The organism is Paraburkholderia sp. RAU6.4a (assembly GCF_050435625.1).
Taxonomy (GTDB): Bacteria; Pseudomonadota; Gammaproteobacteria; order Burkholderiales; family Burkholderiaceae; genus Paraburkholderia; species Paraburkholderia tuberum.
On sequence record NZ_JBNDKQ010000002.1, the window covers coordinates 1723974 to 1742269 of the forward strand.

Annotated in this window: 16 protein-coding genes and 2 pseudogenes; 5 read left to right on the forward strand and 13 right to left on the reverse strand. The window is 63.6% G+C overall.

Going from position 1 to position 18296, the window contains the following annotated elements; all coding sequences use genetic code 11:
• Positions 1–52 precede the first annotated feature (52 nt).
• The 7 genes and pseudogenes from OKW40_RS12690 to OKW40_RS12720 form a co-directional block, all read right to left on the reverse strand.
• Entirely contained in the window at positions 53–757 is a 705-nt protein-coding gene (locus OKW40_RS12690; protein WP_409259243.1) for an ABC transporter ATP-binding protein, read from the reverse strand.
• A gap of 17 nt (positions 758–774) precedes the next feature.
• A complete protein-coding gene (locus OKW40_RS12695; protein WP_090801554.1) occupies positions 775–1566 on the reverse strand; it encodes an ABC transporter ATP-binding protein in 792 nt (263 codons plus the stop codon).
• A 20-nt stretch (positions 1567–1586) separates the two neighbouring features.
• Positions 1587–2756, reverse strand: a complete 1170-nt coding sequence (locus tag OKW40_RS12700; protein WP_429404670.1) for an ABC transporter permease subunit — start codon at positions 2754–2756, stop codon at positions 1587–1589.
• A 26-nt stretch (positions 2757–2782) separates the two neighbouring features.
• Positions 2783–3733 carry a branched-chain amino acid ABC transporter permease gene (locus OKW40_RS12705; protein ID WP_184051600.1) on the reverse strand — a complete coding sequence of 317 codons (951 nt, stop codon included), beginning with the start codon at positions 3731–3733 and terminating at the stop codon, positions 2783–2785.
• A 228-nt stretch (positions 3734–3961) separates the two neighbouring features.
• Complete coding sequence (locus OKW40_RS12710; RefSeq protein WP_184058165.1) at positions 3962–5164, reverse strand: branched-chain amino acid ABC transporter substrate-binding protein; 1203 nt, start codon at positions 5162–5164, stop codon at positions 3962–3964.
• 544 nt (positions 5165–5708) lie between these two features.
• Positions 5709–6669, reverse strand: a pseudogene (gene ispH / locus OKW40_RS12715) (4-hydroxy-3-methylbut-2-enyl diphosphate reductase).
• Between the two features lie 2 nt (positions 6670–6671).
• Positions 6672–7127 carry an FKBP-type peptidyl-prolyl cis-trans isomerase gene (locus tag OKW40_RS12720; RefSeq protein WP_429490028.1) on the reverse strand — a complete coding sequence of 152 codons (456 nt, stop codon included), beginning with the start codon at positions 7125–7127 and terminating at the stop codon, positions 6672–6674.
• 206 nt (positions 7128–7333) lie between these two features.
• Between OKW40_RS12720 and radC the strand changes: the two genes are divergently transcribed.
• The 4 genes from radC to nadB all read left to right on the forward strand — a co-directional run bounded on the left by radC (position 7334) and on the right by nadB (position 10692).
• Complete coding sequence (gene radC, locus OKW40_RS12725) at positions 7334–8245, forward strand: RadC family protein (protein ID WP_429490030.1); 912 nt, start codon at positions 7334–7336, stop codon at positions 8243–8245.
• A gap of 210 nt (positions 8246–8455) precedes the next feature.
• Complete coding sequence (rpmB, locus tag OKW40_RS12730) at positions 8456–8689, forward strand: 50S ribosomal protein L28 (RefSeq protein WP_007180631.1); 234 nt, start codon at positions 8456–8458, stop codon at positions 8687–8689.
• Positions 8690–8699: 10 nt separating this feature from the next.
• Entirely contained in the window at positions 8700–8867 is a 168-nt protein-coding gene (gene rpmG, locus OKW40_RS12735; RefSeq protein ID WP_008919555.1) for a 50S ribosomal protein L33, read from the forward strand.
• 226 nt (positions 8868–9093) lie between these two features.
• On the forward strand, positions 9094–10692 hold the full coding sequence (gene nadB, locus OKW40_RS12740; RefSeq protein WP_184058169.1) for an L-aspartate oxidase: 1599 nt from the start codon (positions 9094–9096) through the stop codon (positions 10690–10692).
• Positions 10693–10816: 124 nt separating this feature from the next.
• Here the strand turns inward: nadB and nadC are convergent, their stop codons facing one another.
• The 6 genes and pseudogenes from nadC to purN form a co-directional block, all read right to left on the reverse strand.
• Positions 10817–11740 carry a carboxylating nicotinate-nucleotide diphosphorylase gene (gene nadC / locus OKW40_RS12745; RefSeq protein WP_429490032.1) on the reverse strand — a complete coding sequence of 308 codons (924 nt, stop codon included), beginning with the start codon at positions 11738–11740 and terminating at the stop codon, positions 10817–10819.
• Entirely contained in the window at positions 11740–12879 is a 1140-nt protein-coding gene (nadA, locus tag OKW40_RS12750) for a quinolinate synthase NadA (RefSeq protein ID WP_429491965.1), read from the reverse strand. Before nadA ends, nadC begins: the two co-directional genes overlap by 1 nt.
• 130 nt (positions 12880–13009) lie before the next feature.
• On the reverse strand, positions 13010–14206 hold the full coding sequence (locus OKW40_RS12755) for a DesA family fatty acid desaturase (RefSeq protein WP_090801568.1): 1197 nt from the start codon (positions 14204–14206) through the stop codon (positions 13010–13012).
• Between the two features lie 224 nt (positions 14207–14430).
• Positions 14431–15130, reverse strand: a pseudogene (locus tag OKW40_RS12760) (hypothetical protein); the annotation flags it as partial.
• A gap of 75 nt (positions 15131–15205) precedes the next feature.
• A complete protein-coding gene (locus OKW40_RS12765; RefSeq protein WP_184058175.1) occupies positions 15206–16465 on the reverse strand; it encodes an RsmB/NOP family class I SAM-dependent RNA methyltransferase in 1260 nt (419 codons plus the stop codon).
• The gene (gene purN, locus OKW40_RS12770) at positions 16462–17115 is read right to left on the reverse strand and encodes a phosphoribosylglycinamide formyltransferase (protein ID WP_090801571.1); all 654 of its coding nucleotides are present in this window, start codon (positions 17113–17115) and stop codon (positions 16462–16464) included. The genes OKW40_RS12765 and purN overlap by 4 nt, the downstream gene beginning before the upstream one ends.
• Before the next feature lie 138 nt (positions 17116–17253).
• Between purN and OKW40_RS12775 the strand changes: the two genes are divergently transcribed.
• Positions 17254–18249, forward strand: coding sequence for a bifunctional riboflavin kinase/FAD synthetase (locus OKW40_RS12775; RefSeq protein WP_184051586.1), 996 nt, complete (start codon positions 17254–17256; stop codon positions 18247–18249).
• Positions 18250–18296 lie beyond the last annotated feature (47 nt).

Genomic DNA, 18296 nt, shown 5'->3' on the forward strand with positions numbered 1-18296 from the left:
CGTTGCAAGCCGGACGTGTGCGCAAAGGGCATACGTCCAACTATTCGCCCACTCATTCGCCCAAATACGCGGCCCGAACCTTCGGATCGTCGAGCATCTGCTTCGCGTCGCCCGACATCGTGATCAAACCGGAGTCCATCACGTAGCCGCGATTCGCCGCCTGCAGCGCGAGCCGCGCGTTCTGCTCGACGAGCAGCACGGTCATGCCTTCAGAGGAAATCAGGCGCACCACTTCGAAGATCTTCTCGACCATGATCGGCGACAGACCCATCGACGGTTCGTCGAGCAGCAGCAGTTTGGGCCGCGAGATGATCGCGCGTGCCATCGCGAGCATCTGCTGCTCGCCGCCCGACAGCGTGCCCGCGTATTGCGATGCACGCTCCTTCAGACGCGGAAAGAAGCCGAACATGCGCTCGACGTCCGACTTGATGGCGTCGGTATCGTTGCGCAGATACGCACCCATCTGCATGTTCTCGACGATCGACATGCGCGCGAAAATGCCGCGCCCTTCCGGCACCATCGCGAGACCGCGCTTCAGAAGCTCATGCGCGGGCAGGCCCTTGATCGACTGACCCATGTACTCGATGTCGCCGGCCGCATACGCCTTCAGGCCGGTGATCGCCTTCATCGTCGTGGTTTTGCCCGCGCCGTTCGCGCCGATCAGCGTGACGAGTTCGCCCTGCCCGACCTCGAGGTCGACACCCTTGACCGCCTGGATGCCACCGTAGTTGACCTGCAGGCCCTTGATTTTCAACATTGCTTGCGTCGTGGACATCAGTGGACCCCCGCACCCAGATAAGCTTCGATCACCTTCGCATCCTTCTGCACGTCCTGCGGCAGACCTTGCGCAATCACCTTGCCGTAGTCGAGCACCGTCATCTGATTGCACAGACCCATCACGAGCTTCACGTCGTGTTCGATCAGCAGAATCGTCTTGCCGTCCGCACGGATCTTGTCGAGCAGCCTGGTCAGCTCGACCTTCTCGGTGGCGTTCATGCCGGCCGCCGGTTCGTCGAGCGCGAGCAGCTTCGGATCGGTCGCCAGCGCACGCGCGATTTCGAGCCGCCGCTGGTGGCCATACGACAGGTTGCGCGACGTATAGTCCGCGTACTGCGTAATGCCGACGTAGTCGAGCAGTTCGAGCGCGCGCTCCTTGATCTCGCGCTCTTCCTGGCGTTCGGCCGGCGTCTGGAACACCGCGCCGAGCAGACCGTGCTTCGTGCGCACATGACGACCGACCATCACGTTTTCGAGCGCGGTCATGCCGCCGAACAGACGGATGTTCTGGAACGTGCGCGCAATGCCCGCCTTCGCGACCTGATAGACCGCGGTCGGCGTGTAGCTCTCGCCGTCGAGCTTGAACTCGCCTGAATCCGGCGTGTACAGACCCGTGATCACATTGAAGAAGGTGGTCTTGCCGGCGCCGTTCGGGCCGATCAGGCCGTAGATCTCGCCCGCGCGGATCTGCAGGCCGACCTCGGAAAGCGCCTGAAGGCCGCCGAAGCGCTTGTTGACGCCCTTCACCGACAGACGGATCGCTGCGTTGTTGCTTACGTTATCGCTCATGTCTTTTTCTCCACCGGACCTTATGCGCGCACCGGCTTCTTGCCGCCACGCTTCGCCAGCTTCGCAATCCTGTCTTCGTGCTTCGGCGCGGGCCACAGGCCTTCCGAGCGGTACAGCATGATCACGACCATCGCGAGGCCGTACAGCAACTGACGGATCACTTCGGTATCGACGATTTCATGGCCGAAGATCATGTTCTGCAGCGGACCCATCGTCGAGCGCAGGAACTCGGGGAACACCGCGAGCAGCACCGCGCCGAGGATCACGCCCGGAATGTGGCCCATGCCGCCGAGCACCACGCAGGCGAGCACCACGACCGATTCCCAGAACGTGAACGATTCCGGCGACACGAAACCCTGGAACGAGCCGAACATGGCGCCCGACAGGCCGCCGAACGACGCGCCCATCGCGAACGCAAGCAGCTTCACGTTACGGGTATTGATGCCCATCGCCTTGGCGGCGATTTCGTCTTCGCGGATCGCGGCCCACGCGCGGCCGATCCGCGAATGCTGCAGACGCGTACAGGTCCAGATCACGAACAGCGCGCACAGCACGAACAGGTAGTAGTACAGGTACACCGACGGAAACTGCATGCCGAACAGCGAGTGTGTCTGCGCGAGGCTGAAGCCGCCGACGGACACCGGATCGATCCCGGTGATCCCCTTCGGGCCGTTGGTGATGTTCACCGGACGGTCGAGGTTGTTCATGAAGATCCGCACGATTTCCCCGAAGCCGAGGGTCACGATCGCGAGGTAGTCGCCACGCAGACGCAGTGTCGGCGCACCGAGCAGAATCCCGAACATCGCGGCGAGCGCCATCGCGATCGGCGCGATGATCCAGATCGGCACATGGATGCCGTTCGGCGCGAGATGCGCGATCCACTCGAATTGCGTCGCGAGGTGCGGTGAGCTCAGCAGCGCGGCCGTGTAGGCGCCGATCGCGTAGAACGCGATGTAGCCCAGGTCCAGCAGGCCGGCAAAGCCGACCACCACGTTCAGGCCCAGCGCGAGCATCACGTACAGCATCGCGAAGTCGAGCACGCGGACCCAGTAGTTGCCGCCCGCGGCGCCGATGACCATCGGCGCGGCGATCACGAAGATCGCCGTGAGAATACCGATAGTCAGCGTCTTCGTGCGGTTCTTTTCGGGGATGAGCGTCGTGGACGGCTCGATCGGTTGAATTGAGGTCATGATTGTTGACTCCTTGTGGCCCGGGATCAGGCGCGATCCGCGACACGTTCGCCGAGCAGACCCGACGGACGGAACACCAGCACGACGATCAGCACGATGAACGCGAACACGTCCTGGTAGTTACTGCCGAACACGCCGCCCGTGAGGTCGCCGATATAGCCGGCACCCAACTGCTCGATCAGGCCGAGGAGCACGCCGCCGACCATCGCGCCGCCGAGATTGCCGATACCGCCGAGCACCGCCGCGGTAAAGGCCTTCAGGCCAGGGATGAAGCCCATGTAGAAGTGCGCGTTGCCGTATTCGGACGCGATCATCACGCCGGCGAGCGCAGCCAGCGCCGAGCCGATCATGAAGGTCGCCGAAATCACGAAATTCGGGTTCACACCCATCAGACTCGCGACGTTCGGGTTCTCGGCGATCGCGCGCATCGCACGGCCGAGCCTGGTCTTGTGCACGAGCAGCAGGAGGCCGCCCATCACGAGGAACGCCGCCACGATGATCACGATTTCAGTCATCGAGATCACGGCGCCGGGCGTCGTGTCGGTGGCCTTGATCACGTTGAGCGGGTCGGTGGGCAACAACTGCGGGAACGGCAGCGGATTGCGCGACCAGATCATCATCGCGAGCGTCTGCAGCAGAATCGATACACCGATCGCGGTGATCAGCGGCGCGAGACGCGGCGCACGCCGCAACGGCCGGTAGGCGACCCGCTCGATCGTGTAGCCGACCACCGCGCAGACCGCCGCCGCGATGATCAACGCGATCACGAGCGTCAGCACATTGCCGAGGCCGGGGAAGTGGTTCTGCAGCACACCTATGGCGGAGAGCGCAACCATCGCGCCCACCATCAACACGTCGCCGTGGGCGAAGTTGATGATGCCCAGAATGCCGTAAACCATCGTATAGCCCAGTGCGATGATGGCGTAGACACTGCCAAGCACCAGTCCATTGATGATCTGCTGGATGAAGATATCCATTTAATGCTCCTTAGCCCGTGCGACTGGATTCGCGTTTTTCATCTGCCGGTGGGCGGTGATGCGCTACGAATCTCAACGGCACTGCGGGTACTGATGTAAAAGACCGGTAAGGGTTATCCGTTGCCGGCTTGCCCTGACGACCGTGATGCGGTCGCGAGCTCACCTTGGGCGGATGCAAAAACGGCACCGTTGGATGGTGTCGGTGCCGTCAGGCCGAACTTCCCGTCATCACATCTTTACGACGTCGAGCACTGCTTTCTTGCCGTCCTTGAAGTCGTAAAGCGTAATGGCGCCCTCTTTCAAATCACCCTTGTCGTCGAACGCGATGTGGCCGATTACCCCGTTGTAATCGGTCGAAGGCATCGCAGCCAGCACCTTGGGCGCCTCGATAGAATTAGCGCGCTTCATTGCATCGACGATCACGTACACAGCGTCATACGTGAACGGCGCGTAAATCTGCACCGGCGTGTGGAAGCGGTCCTCGTACTTCTTTTCGAAGTCCGCTCCATTGGTCATTTTCGAAAGCGCGAGTCCTGCTTCCGAACAGACCAGGTTTTGCACGGCGGTACCCGCCAGCTCACCTACCTTGTCGGTACACACACCGTCGCCGCCAAGGATTTTTGCCCTGATACCGAGCGCCGCCGCCTGCTTCGTAAACGGCCCGCCCGTCGCGTCCATGCCGCCGAACATGATGGCGTCCGGCTGAACACTCTTGATCTTCGTGAGAATGGCCCGGAAATCCGTGGCCTTGTCGCTCGTCGCCTCCCGCGCGACGATCTTCGCGCCGCTCGCCTCGGCGGTCTTCGTGAACTCGTCCGCGAGACCTTTGCCGTAGGCGGTCGCATCGTCCACGACCGCGATGCGTTTGGCGCCCAGCGCCTTTGTCGCGTAATTGGCGAGCGCCGGACCCTGCTGCGCGTCGGTCGCGACCACCCGATAGGTCGTCTTGAACCCTTGCTGCGTATAGGCCGGATTCGTCGACGACGGCGAGATCTCGACGATGCTCGCGTCGCTATAGATCTTCGACGCCGGAATCGAAACCCCGGAGTTCAGGTGTCCGATCACCGCGACCACGTGATCGTCGACCAGCTTCTGCGCGACGGCGGTGCCGGTTTTCGGGTCCGCCGCATCGTCCTGCGCGTCGAGTTGCAGCTGGATCTTGCGACCGTCGATCGTCAAACCCTGCGCATTGATTTCTTCGACCGCGAGGCGCGCCCCATTTTCGTTGTCCTTGCCCAGGTGCGCGATGCCGCCCGTCAACGGAGCCGCATGACCGATCTTCACGATAGTCGCTTCGCTCGCGGCGGCAACCGCCGCGGCCGAGGCCGCCGATGCGCCCGTTCCCGCTTCGCCATCCTGTTTCTTGCCGCACGCGGTCAGCATCGCAACCGTGGCCGCGATGGACACGGCGTAAGCAAATTTGACTCGCATCAAGTAAGGTCTCCTGCGCCTTGCAAAATCCACTGTCCAGGACCTCAAGGCCTTGAGAACGCGCGCATTGTAACTCCAATTATGCGGGTGGCAATATTGTTGAACCGGTGGGGTTTTCCTGCATTGCAACCTGATTTTGAGAGCAAAATCCGTTAAAAGGCGCAACCTGGTTGCGATCCGTTTTCGTGCACCAGTTGCACCGGCGCCGAACCCGCTGGCATCAAGTGTTGCGGGCGATCGGCGCGAATCCCGGATAGGCCGGGCTTTGCGTCGGGCATGACCACTTAGCGCGCGCTCGGTAAATTTCACCAATTCAGTGCATGATCAATCTGTCTTAAGGCTTTTGCGAGCTTAAAACGGGGACGCATCGCGCCAAAATCGATAAAAGCCCCGATCACAATTCAAAATAATTTGTGCGCGAGACCACCGAAAGTTGACCGGTCATTCGATGTGGCACTTAATTTAATCGGAGGTTCGTCGGGGCACGGGCATAAAAAAAGCGCGCCCACGGGCGCGCTTTCCTTTCAGTGTAGCTAACGGATTGTCAGGCTGGCAGACCGAGCCCGCGTGGCAGCGGAAACGCGATGTTTTCCTCGATGCCCTCGAGCGCGCGCACGTTGCGCACACCCAGTTCGCGCAAACGCGCGATCACCGCCTGCGCCAGCACCTCCGGCGCCGACGCACCGGCGGTCACGCCAATGCGGCGCTTGCCCTCGACCCAAACCGGATCGATCTGATCGGGCGAATCGACCATATAGGCTGGCACGCCGAGCTTCTCGGCGAGTTCGCGCAAGCGGTTCGAATTCGAGCTGTTCGGACTGCCGACGACGATCACGACGTCGCACTGCGGCGCCATGAACTTCACTGCGTCCATGGCGATTCTGCGTGGCGTAGCAGATGTCCTGCTTCTTCGGCTCACGGATGGACGGGTACTTGGCCTTCAGCGCGCCGATGATTTCGGCGGCGTCGTCGACCGACAGCGTGGTTTGCGTGACGAAGGCGATCCGCTCCGGATCGGCGAGCTGCAATGCCTGCACATCCTCGATGTCCTCGACCAGATGCATGCCCTCGGCCGCCTGGCCCATCGTGCCTTCGACTTCCGGGTGGCCCTTGTGGCCGATCATCACGATGTCGAAACCGTCCTGGCGCATCTTCGCGACTTCGATATGCACCTTGGTCACGAGCGGACAGGTGGCGTCGTACACCCGCAGCCCGCGCGACTCGGCCTCCGAGCGCACGGCCTTCGACACGCCATGCGCGCTGAAGATCACCGTGTTGCCCGCCGGCACTTCGTCCAGGTTCTCGATGAAGATCGCTCCCTTCTTGCGCAGGTCTTCGACCACATAGGCGTTATGGACGATTTCGTGACGCACGTAGATCGGCGAGCCATACAGCTTGATGGCCCGCTCGACGATCTCGATCGCCCGGTCGACGCCGGCGCAGAACCCGCGTGGCTGGGCCAGCAGGATCTCCGCTTCGGCAAGAGTCGTATCCGTGATGCTCATGTTTACAGAATCCCGATGATTTTCACTTCAAACGCCAGCGCCTGGCCGGCAAGCGGGTGATTGAAATCGAATAGGGCCGACGTTTCGCCAACTTCCTTCAGTACGCCGGCATAGCGCCCGCCGCCCGGCGCGTTGAATTCGACCAGGTCACCCGGGGAAAAATCCTCGCCGATCATGCTGTTCTCCCGCAGCGTGGCGAGGGACACGCGCTGGATCAGATCCGGATTGCGCGGGCCGAACGCCTCGCCCGGCGCTAGCTGAAAGGTCGAATGGCGGCCCACCTTCAAACCCAGCAAAATATCTTCCAGCGGCGGCGCCAGTTGACCGGCGCCGAGCAGCAGCGTGGCCGGCTTGTCGTTGAACGTGTTGATCACTTCGGCGCCATCGGCAAGGGAAAGCCGGTAATGCAGCGTGACGTGTGAACCGGGTTTCACCTCGGAAATATCGATGATGCTCATGCAATGCTCGCTCAGTCGAAGCGCTGCACGCGTGCGCCGCGGGGCAGTCGACGCGTGTGGCAAACCGTCGGCGTGCCGTGCGCAAAGTGTCTATTGTAAGCCACCTAGCGGGCGCCGGCTTGAGTCCGTCGCGCGCGGGGGCGGCACGGCCCGGCGGCGCATTGCGCCGCGTGCGCCGTCAACCTTACGCGGAGGACTCTATATATATGGCTGATTTCGCCAGCACAATCGACGAAACACCTGCGGCAACGCTGCGACCGAAGGCGCTGGCACGCGCCGGAGGCGGCGTGAAAGCCGCCGCAAATCGGTCGGCCGAGGCCCCGTCAAAAGCCGCCGACTCCACCGCCCGCTGCCGGCGGCAACTATTTCGGGGTAAATGGCTCCGGCGCGACATGCCGCGCGAGCGACTGATCGAGCAGGGCCCCGACGTGCTGTCGGACACCGAAATGATCGCGCTCGTGCTCGGCTCCGGCCTGCCCGGTCACGACGTGTTCAGCGTCGCGCGGGCGCTGCTGGATCGCTTCGGCTCCCTGCGCGCGATGCTCGACGCGACCTATGCGGACTTCGACGGCATTCGCGGCATCGGCCCCGCGAAAAAAGCGCAATTACTCGCGATCATGGAAATGGCGCGTCGCTCGCTGGTCGACAAGATGCGCAAGCGCCCGCTAATGAATTCGCCCGAAGCGGTCGAAAGTTATCTGCGCCTTCTGATCGGCGGACAGCCGCAGGAGGTGTTCGTGTCGCTGTTTCTCGACGCCCGGCATCGGCTGATCCGCTGCGAGGAAAGCGCGCGCGGCTCGCTCACGCGCATGGCCGTGTATCCGCGCGAGATCGTGCGGCGGGCGCTCGCCGCGAACGCGGCCAGCCTGATCGTCGCGCATAATCATCCGTCCGGCGCCGTCGAGCCGAGTGCCAGCGACTGCCGCCTCACGCAGACCCTGCGCGACGCGCTCGCGCTCGTCGATGTGCAGTTGATCGATCATCTGGTGATCGGCGCGGACACCGTATATTCGTTCGCCCGCGCCGGCTGGCCGGGGCTCGCGCGCAAGCCCGCTCGAGCGCAGGAAGCGGAATGGCCGCCGTACGGCGCAGCGTCCCGCATCGCAAATAAGGTTTGATTTTGCGGCTTTTTTTCTGCTAGAATTCCGGTTTGCCTATTTCCAACCCCCTGTTCCGAAGCCATCAAGGCGTTCCGCAAAGGTCAGGCAGCTGTGGTAGCGAAGTGTCTCGATGCAAATTCGGCGCAACTTCGCACACTTTCAGCGCGGCTCTTTTCGGGAAACTTTCACGGCGTTCGAACTCAGAATTAGCGTATTAGGAGTGCTCTCATGGCACGCGTATGCCAAGTAACTGGGAAAGCGCCGATGAGCGGCAACAACGTTTCCCACGCGAACAACAAGACCAAGCGCCGGTTCCTGCCGAACCTGCAAAACCGCCGTATCTGGGTGGAAAGCGAAAACCGTTGGGTGCGTCTGCGCGTTTCGAACGCCGGCCTGCGCCTGATCGACAAGAACGGTATCGACGCTGTGCTCGCAGATTTGCGCGCACGCGGTGAAGCCTAAGGAGTAAATCATGGCGAAAGGCGCACGCGACAAGATCAAGCTGGAATCGACCGCAGGCACGGGTCACTTCTACACGACCACGAAGAACAAACGCAACATGCCGGAAAAGATGCTGATCAAGAAATTTGATCCGGTCATCCGCAAGCACGTTGACTACAAGGAAACCAAGATCAAGTAATCTTGGCTCTCCAGCCTGACGAAGGCAAAAACATGAAAAGCCTCGCATTCGTGCGAGGCTTTTTTGTTTTTGCGCGGACCTCGCGATAGCTCCGCAAGGCGCGCGCGAATCGTCCTATTCCGTTTGGCCAGCTTTCGCCAGGGCGATGCGGCGCGTATCCTTTGTCGTTTTCGCGGCGTGCGGTTCGCGCGCCGTCATCGCAAAACGAAAGACGGAGATGTGGGCAATGGAATTCGATGTGGCGATTGTCGGTAGCGGTCTGGCTGGTTTGAGCGTCGCGCTCAATCTCGCGCAGACACGGCGCGTTGCTGTGATCGCCAAGCGATCGCTGACCGAAGGCGCGAGCGACTGGGCGCAAGGCGGCATCGCCGCGGTGCTCGATTCGGCGGACAGCGTCGAGAATCACGTGCGCGATACGCTGACCGCAGGCGGCGGCCTGTGCGACGAGGCGGCGACACGCTTTATCGTCGAGCATGGGCGCGCCGCGATCGAATGGCTGATCGGACAGGGCGTGCCGTTCACGAAAGACGAGGCCGCCGAACTGGGCTTTCATTTGACGCGCGAAGGCGGCCATAGCCATCGCCGGATCATTCACGCGGCCGACGCGACCGGCCATGCGGTCGTCGCCACGCTCAGCGAGCAGGTGCGCCAGCATCCGAACATCACGCTGTTCGAAGACCATCACGCAATCGACCTGATCACGTCCGAACGCCTCGGCCTGCCCGGCCGCCGCTGCCATGGTCTGTATGCGCTCGATCTGCAAAGCGGCCGCACCGTTACGATCGAAGCGCCGCATACGGTGCTCGCGACCGGCGGCGCCGGCAAGGTCTACCTGTACACGACCAACCCCGACACCGCGACCGGCGACGGCATCGCGATGGCATGGCGCGCCGGCTGCCGCGTGTCGAACATGGAATTCATCCAGTTCCACCCGACGTGCCTGTTTCACCCGTACGCGAAGTCGTTCCTGATTTCGGAAGCAGTGCGCGGCGAAGGCGGCATTCTGAAACTGCCGGATGGCACGCGCTTCATGCCCAATCACGACGAGCGCGCGGAGCTTGCGCCGCGCGACATCGTCGCGCGGGCGATCGACTTCGAGATCAAGAAACGCGGCATCGATTGCGTGTACCTCGACATCAGCCACCAGCCGGCCGCGTTCCTGCACGAGCATTTCCCGACGATCCTGGCGCGCTGCCTCGAGTTCGGCATCGACATCACGAAGGAGCCGATTCCAGTGGTACCGGCCGCGCATTACACGTGCGGCGGCGTCGTCACCGATCTGGCGGGCCGCACCGATCTCGCGGGTCTCTACGCGGTCGGCGAAACGTCCTGCACCGGCCTGCACGGCGCGAACCGACTTGCCAGCAATTCGCTGCTCGAATGCCTCGTGATCGGCCGCTCCGCCGCCAAGGCGATCGAAGCGGAAGGCTTCGCTGCCGCCGTTCACGCGCCGCTGCCGGCCTGGGACGAAAGCCGCGTGTCCGATCCGGACGAGGAGGTCGTGGTCGCGCACAACTGGGACGAACTGCGCCGGCTGATGTGGAACTACGTCGGTATCGTGCGCACCGACAAGCGGCTCGAGCGCGCGAAGCATCGGCTCGCGTTGCTGCGCGACGAGATCCACGAGTACTACGCGAACTTCAAGGTGAGCCGCGATCTGCTGGAACTGCGCAATCTGGTCGATGTGGCGTCGCTGATCGTGGACAGCGCGCGCTCGCGGCGCGAAAGCCGCGGCCTGCATTTCAGCCGCGACTGGCCGTCCACATTACCCAAGGCGCTACCGACGGTGCTCACGCCGAAGTATGTACGCAGGCCGAATCCCTGACAGCCTTGGGCCGAAATACACGCTGAAACGACGCCACAAACGACAAGGCCATTGCCGGTAAGCTCCGGCAATGGCCTTGTTAAGTCGTCACGAGCGTCGACTGTCGCGCTAAAACGCGCGGCGCTCAAACGATCCGCATCGAGTAGTCGGTCGCGCGCACGTCTTTGGTCAGTGCGCCAATCGACACGCGGTCCACGCCAGTCTCCGCGATCGTGCGCACGGTCTCGAAATTCACGCCGCCGGACACTTCGAGCACCGCGCGCCCGGCCGTGATGCGAACCGCGTCGCGCATCATGTCGAACGAGAAGTTGTCGAGCAGGATCGACTGCGCGCCATGCGCGAGCGCAGTTTCCAGTTGTTCGAGCGTTTCGACTTCGATCTGGATCGGCACGCCCGCATTCAACGCGAGCGCCGCGTCCATCGCCGCGCCCACGCCGCCGGCCGCGGCGATATGGTTTTCCTTGATCAGAATGCCGTCGTACAGCGCGAGCCGCTGGTTCGCACCGCCGCCGATGCGCACCGCGTACTTCTGCGCGAGCCGCAAGCCCGGGAGCGTCTTGCGCGTATCGAGAACGCGCGCGTGCGTGTGAGCAATCGCGTCGACATAGCGGCGCGTCGCGCTCGCCACGCCCGACAGCAGCTGCAGGAAATTCATCGCGTTGCGCTCGGCGGTCAGCAGCGCGCGCACCGGCCCGCGAAGATCGCAGACCGTCGTGTCGGCGCTCATGCGGTCGCCCTCGCGATAACGCCATTGAACTACGATGCGAGGATCGACCGCGCGCATCACCGCGTCGAACCACGGCACGCCGCACAGTACCGCTTCCTCGCGCACGATGATGCGCGCGTCGCGAACGTCATCGGCAGGCACGAGGCGGCCGGTCTGATCGCCGGTGCCGATATCTTCGGCGAGTGCATCGGCGACATTGCGTGCGAGCGCCGCGTCGAACGCCACGCCATATTGCGCGTGAATCGCCGCGAAAAGCGGCGACACTGCGTCGGCCCCTTCGCGCTCCACTACCTGCTCAGGCGCCCTCTCCACCACCTTCATTACGCTGCCCCCACATTCGAATACAGTTGCGCGTCGCGCGCGAGATCGCCGCTCGCCTGCACGCGCTTCTTGTGACGCGCCGCGAAATCGAGCATGCGATCGATCGGTAGACGCGCACGCTCGCCGATCCCACGCTCGACGAAGATTTCGTTGTGGCCGCGCTCGAGCACATCGGCCAGATTGGCGAGTCCGTTCATCGCCATCCACGGGCAATGCGCGCAGCTCTTGCAGGTCGCGCTGTTGCCGGCCGTCGGCGCGGCAATCAGCGTTTTGCCGGGCGCGGCGAGTTGCATCTTGTGCAGGATGCCGAGGTCGGTCGCGACGATGAAGTGCGTCGCATCGAGCTTCTGCGCGGCGTCGATCAACTGCGTGGTCGAGCCGACCACGTCCGCCTGTGCGACCACGTTAGCCGGCGACTCCGGATGCACGAGCACCTTCGCGTGCGGATAGTCGGCGCGCAGCAGATCGAGTTCGATGCCCTTGAATTCGTCGTGCACGAGGCACGAGCCCTGCCACATCAGCATGTCCGCGCCGGTCTTGCCCTGGATGTAGCTGCCGAGATGACGGTCCGGCGCCCAGATGATCTTCTCGCCGCGCGCATGCAGATCGGCGATGATCTCCAACCCGATCGACGACGTCACCATCCAGTCCGCGCGCGCCTTCACGGCCGCGCTCGTGTTCGCGTACACGACCACCGTGCGGTCCGGGTGTGCGTCGCAGAACGCCGAGAACTCGTCGACCGGACAACCGAGGTCGAGCGAACAGGTCGCATCCAGATCCGGCATCAGAATGCGCTTGTCCGGACTGAGGATTTTTGCGGTCTCGCCCATGAAGCGCACGCCCGCGACCACCAGCGTCTGCGCCTCGTGATCGCGGCCGAAGCGCGCCATTTCCAGCGAATCGGCCACGCAACCGCCGGTTTCGTCGGCGAGTTCCTGCAATTCGGCGTCGACATAATAATGCGCGACCAGCACCGCTTTCTCGCGCTTGAGTAATTCGCGAATGCGCGCCTTCAGCGCCCGCTTTTCTTCCGCCGACGGCGTCTCGGGCACCTTCGCCCACGCCTGCCCGATCCCGCAGGTCGTGCCCTGCGCCTGAGGCCGATCGAATTCGACGGTCCTGATCGCCTGCTGCTCCATCATGTCCTCTGCCCTCACCTGGCCGCCGCGGCTTGCCGCTCGCGCTACACACGCGATGCTTTTCCACGGCCCAAAAACGCAAAACCCCGCCAACGCGGGGTTTTGTGACGTCCTGAAATTTTAATGGATTTCAGGCATAGCGACGCAGTCGCATCGCGAAGTCTTGCAGCGCCTTGATACCGCTCTGCTCTGCGCGATGGCACCAGTCCTGCAATTGCACCAGCAATTGCTCGCGCGACGCGTTGGAGCGCTCCCACATTGCCGCCAGTTCGTTGCGCATGTCGATGTAGGTCTTCAGCTTCTGGCTGTTCGCGAAAATCTGCGGCAGCTGGAGCTTCTGCGGCTCGTTCAGGCCCGCCTCCTCCTTGTGGAACCAGCTACGCGCACCACGCATCACCTGATACTTTTCGCGCGCGCCAACTTCCTTCAGATGCGCGAGCTCCTGGCGGTATGCGCGCTTGATCGCTTTCGCGTAACGCGCCATCACTTCGTAGCGGTTCGCGAGCACGGCCTGCAGCGTGTCCTGATCGAGCACGAGCTTGCCAGTGGTCAGGCGCGGCGTCGGCGCGACCTTCTTCACCTTGGCCAGACGAAACGCCTGCATGATGCGGATGTACATCCAGCCAATGTCGAACTCGTACCACTTGTTCGACAGCTTCGCCGACGTCGCATACGTGTGGTGATTGTTATGCAGCTCTTCGCCACCGATGATGATGCCCCACGGGAAAATGTTGGTGCTCGCATCCGACGAATTGAAGTTGCGATAGCCCCAGAAGTGCGCGAGGCCGTTGACCACGCCCGCGGCCCAGAAAGGGATCCACACCATCTGCACGGCCCAGATGGTCAGGCCGACGACGCCGAACAGCGCGACGTTGATCACCATCATGAGGCTCACGCCAAGAATCGGGTACTTCGTGTAGACGTTGCGCTCCATCCAGTCGTTCGGCGTACCGTGACTGAACTTGCGCATCGTTTCTTCGTTTTTCGCTTCGGTGCGATAGAGCTCGGCGCCTTCGAGCAGCACCTTCCAGATGCCGCGCGTCTGCGGGCTGTGCGGATCCTCTTCAGTCTCGCATTTCGCGTGGTGCTTGCGGTGAATCGCGGCCCACTGGCCGGTCAGCATGCCGGTGGTCATCCACAGCCAGAAGCGGAAAAAATGACTGGCGATCGGGTGCAGATCCAGCGCGCGATGCGCCTGGCAGCGATGCAGATAGACGGTCACACCGATAATCGTGATGTGCGTCACGATCAGCGTGTACACGACGAGTTGCCACCACGAGAAACGCAGCAGCCCGTGGGCAAGGAAATCGAGCAAAGAATTCAACAAGGTAAGTTACCTGCAGAACGAGAGATACGAAGCACACGCGGCGCGCGTGTCATGAAAGTGAAAGCATACAGCGGGATAGGACGATATTCTACTTGAAGGGTTCCAAGTGTTTGTAACAAATAGGGATTTTTTGTGCGCAATCAAGTCGATAGCGACTGCCTGGGCACTGGCGCATGCCTTGCCGCGGCGCGAAATGGGGCTTGACGGCCGTCGTTGGCGGCACGGTTGGCGGGCCTGAGCGCGGGATCGGACGTGGTGTCGGAAACCGGATCAGTCGTCGCCACCGGGTGCGGCATTGCGCCGCTTGCCTGACCGACGATGCGCACCTCGCGTTGCGGGAGCGCAATAGTGATGCCGTGCTCGGAAAAGAGACGCCAGATATTGCAGTTGACGGTCGAGAGCACGCCACGCGTGCCGCTCGCCGCATCTTCGATCCGGAAACCCAACTCGAAGATTAATGCCGTCCCGGCCCCGCCAGCACGAAGGCTGCTCGGCCGACGCGCGCGACCACGACCTTCAGATTCGCGTCGAGCGTCTTCGAGCGCATCAGGCGATCTTCGACCGACGAGCCGAGCCACATCGCGACGATCAACGTGACGGCGACCCACAACAGCCCCGTGATCAGCGACAGCAGCGTCATATGCGCATTACCGACGCCAAAACTCACGCTGTCCATCCACGCGATCACGGCGTTCTGAATGCCCAACAGCGTGAGTACCATGCCGATCCAAACGACTACCGACACGATCTTCTCGACGAGAAACAGCCACGGATGCTCGCCACCTTCGCGGTTGAACACCCGCCGAAGAAGAACACGATGTAGATCAGCCCAATGCCGGCGAGCGGCACCAGCGCCAGATCGAGCAGCGCGGTGTCCATGAACTGGCCGGCGATCGCCCGCGCGAGCCACACCAGTGCCGCGCCGGCATCGATGTCGCCGGAATGGCCGGCGCGCGCGGATTCATCCGCCAATCCGCGCGCCGGCCTGCAGCCGGTTGCCTAGCTCTGGCGCTCGAGCACGGCGGCGAAAAAGCCGTCGGTCGCGTGGCGGTGCGGCCACAGCGACAGGTAGTCGCCCATCTCCAGCTCGATACGCTGCTCGGCAAGGACGTCGCGCGCCGGCACCAGCGCGAAATCAGGGTGATCGGCGAGGAACTGCTGCACGACCGCCTCGTTTTCGGCTTCGAGAATCGAGCACGTAGCATAGACGAGCCGGCCGCCCTTCTTCACGAGACGCGCCGCGCTCGTGAGAATCGACGCCTGCTTCGGCGCCAGCTCGGCGATCGACTCCGGCGACTGGCGCCACTTCAGATCCGGGTTGCGGCGCAGCGTGCCGAGGCCGCTGCACGGTGCATCGACGAGCACGCGGTCGATCTTGCCAGCCAGACGCTTGATCTTCGCGTCGTGTTCGCTGTCGATCAGCACCGGGTTCACGTTCGACAGGCCGCTGCGCGCGAGACGCGGCTTCAGCTTCGCGAGACGCCGCTCGGAGATATCGAACGCGTAGAGCCGGCCGGTCGAACGCATTGCCGCGCCGAGCGCCAGCGTCTTGCCGCCCGCGCCCGCACAGAAATCGACGATCATCTCGCCGCGCCGAGGTGCGACCAGCGAGCACAGCAGCTGGCTGCCCTCGTCCTGCACTTCGAGCCAGCCCTGCTGGAACGCGTCGAGCTTGGTGAGCGCCGGCTTGCCGACCACGCGCACCCCGAGCGGCGCGAATGGCGTCGCGCCCGCCTCGATGCCCGCCTTCGACAGCGCACCCAGCACGTCGTCGCGGCTCGCCTTGATCGGGTTCGCGCGCAGATCGAGCGGCGCCGGGTAGTTCAGCGCGGCGGCCAGCTGCGCGAGCTCGGCGGCCTCGAAGCGCGAGCTGAGCGCCTGGCTGATCCAGTCGGGCAGGTTCAGGCGAATCCGCAGCGGCAGGCTTTCCGGGTCGATCTTCGCCACGTGTTCGAGCCAGGTCGCCTCGGCCTCGGTGACGAACGGCTTGAGCGCCGAGCGTCCGGCCGTCTGCATCAGGCCCAGCAGCGCCATGCGGCGCGCGGGGCTGCCAGTGCCGCTTTCGGCCAGATGCGCGAACTCCATCCGGCGGCGCAGCACGGCGAACACCGCCTCGGCGATCACGCCGCGCTCGGCGTGCCCGAGCTTCGGATGCGCGCGGAAGAAGCGGCTCGTGGTGGCGTCGGCGGGGCCGTTCAGCCGCAGCACTTCGGCCAGCAGCGTTTCAGTTTGTCCAATCAGGAAACCATGCAATCTCATGCGCCCTCTCCGGCGGTGTGACCGGCAAAGAGCCATTGCGGCTCCGACGGCGTAAGCGTGACGCGCGAGCCGTCCAGAGCGAGACGCCCTTCGACGAACCAGCGCACCGCGCGTGGATAAATGATGTGCTCGGTGGCGAGCACGCGTGCGGCGAGCGTCTGCGCGGTATCGCCCGCCTCGACAGGCACCGCCGACTGCAAGACGATCGGCCCGTGATCCAGCTTTGATGTGACAAAATGCACCGACGCGCCGTGGAACCGCACGCCGGCGTCGAGCGCCTGCTGATGGGTCTTCAGACCCGGAAAGCTCGGCAGCAATGACGGGTGCACGTTCAGCATGCGCGCTGCGTAGTGGTCGACGAAGCGCTCGGTCAGCACGCGCATGAAGCCCGCGAGCACGACGAGGTCCGGCGCGATGGCGTCGATCTGCTCGGCGAGTGCCGCGTCAAAGCTGTCGCGATCCGGAAACTGGCGGTGGTCGACCACCGCCGTGGCGATGCCATGCGACGCCGCGAACGCGAGCCCCGCGGCATCGGGACGGTTAGCAATCACGGCGGCGACCCGCGCCGGCCAGCCCTCGCTCGCGCAGGCGCGCACGATGGCTTCCATGTTGCTACCCCGCCCGGAAATCAGGATGACGAGTTTTTTCATGCGCGGATTTTATCATTCGGCAATCGCCGGACCGCGACCGCGCAGCCGTCTGTTGCGCCAAGCGTTTATAATCGATTGTTTTGTGGCACCCCGCCCGCGCCCCTATTGCAATCGCAGCAACGCCTGCAACCCACTATCGTGAGAGTCTTCCGCGGCCTTCCCAATGCCGAGAGCCGCGCGCCGTGCGCGCTGACCATCGGCAACTTCGACGGTGTCCACCGCGGCCACCAGGCTCTGCTCGCCCACGTGCGCGCGGCCGCGAACGCGCGTGGCCTGCCCGTCTGCGTGATGACCTTCGAGCCGCACCCGCGCGAGTTCTTCAACCCGGCCGGCGCGCCGCCGCGCATCGCGATGCTGCGCGACAAGCTCGAGGCGCTGCGCACCAACGGGGTCGACCGGGTCGTCGTCGAGCACTTCAATCACACGTTCGCGAGCCAGTCGCCAGATGCGTTCGTCGAGCGGATCATCGTCAACGGCTTGCACGCGCGCTGGATCATGATCGGCGACGACTTCCGCTACGGCGCGAAGCGCGCCGGCGATTTCGCGTCGCTGCGCACGGCCGGCAAGCAGTACGGTTTCGAAGTCGAACAGATGGCGACGGTCGCCGATCCGTCAGGCGCGCGCATCTCGAGCTCGGGCGTGCGCGCGGCGCTGGTCGCGGGCGACCTCGACTCGGCGCGCGCAGCGCTCGGCCGCGACTATCTGATCAGCGGCCACGTCACCCATGGCATGAAGCTCGGCCGCGATCTCGGCTTTCCGACGCTCAATCTGCCGATCGCGCACAAGCGTCCGGCACTGGCCGGCATCTTCGTCGTACAGGTGCACGGCATCGCCGAGCAACCGCTGCCGGGCGTCGCGAGCCTCGGCCTGCGCCCCACCGTCGACGATTCCGGCCGTGTGCTGCTCGAAGTGCACCTGCTCGATTGGCACGGCGACGCGTATGGCAAACTCGTGCGCGTCGAATTTCTGAAGAAGCTGCGCGACGAGGAGAAGTTCGTCGATCTCGAAACGCTGACCGCCGCGATCGCGCGCGACGTCGCCAATGCGCGCGCATGGTTCGCTGCGGTCGGCGCCGGCACGCCGGGCAGCCGTTCCACCGGTTTCGCCACCTCGGCCACCGACCGAATTAGATAACCACCGCGGTTCGGGCCGGCGCGCCGCGCCGCACGAACCGTCGCCGC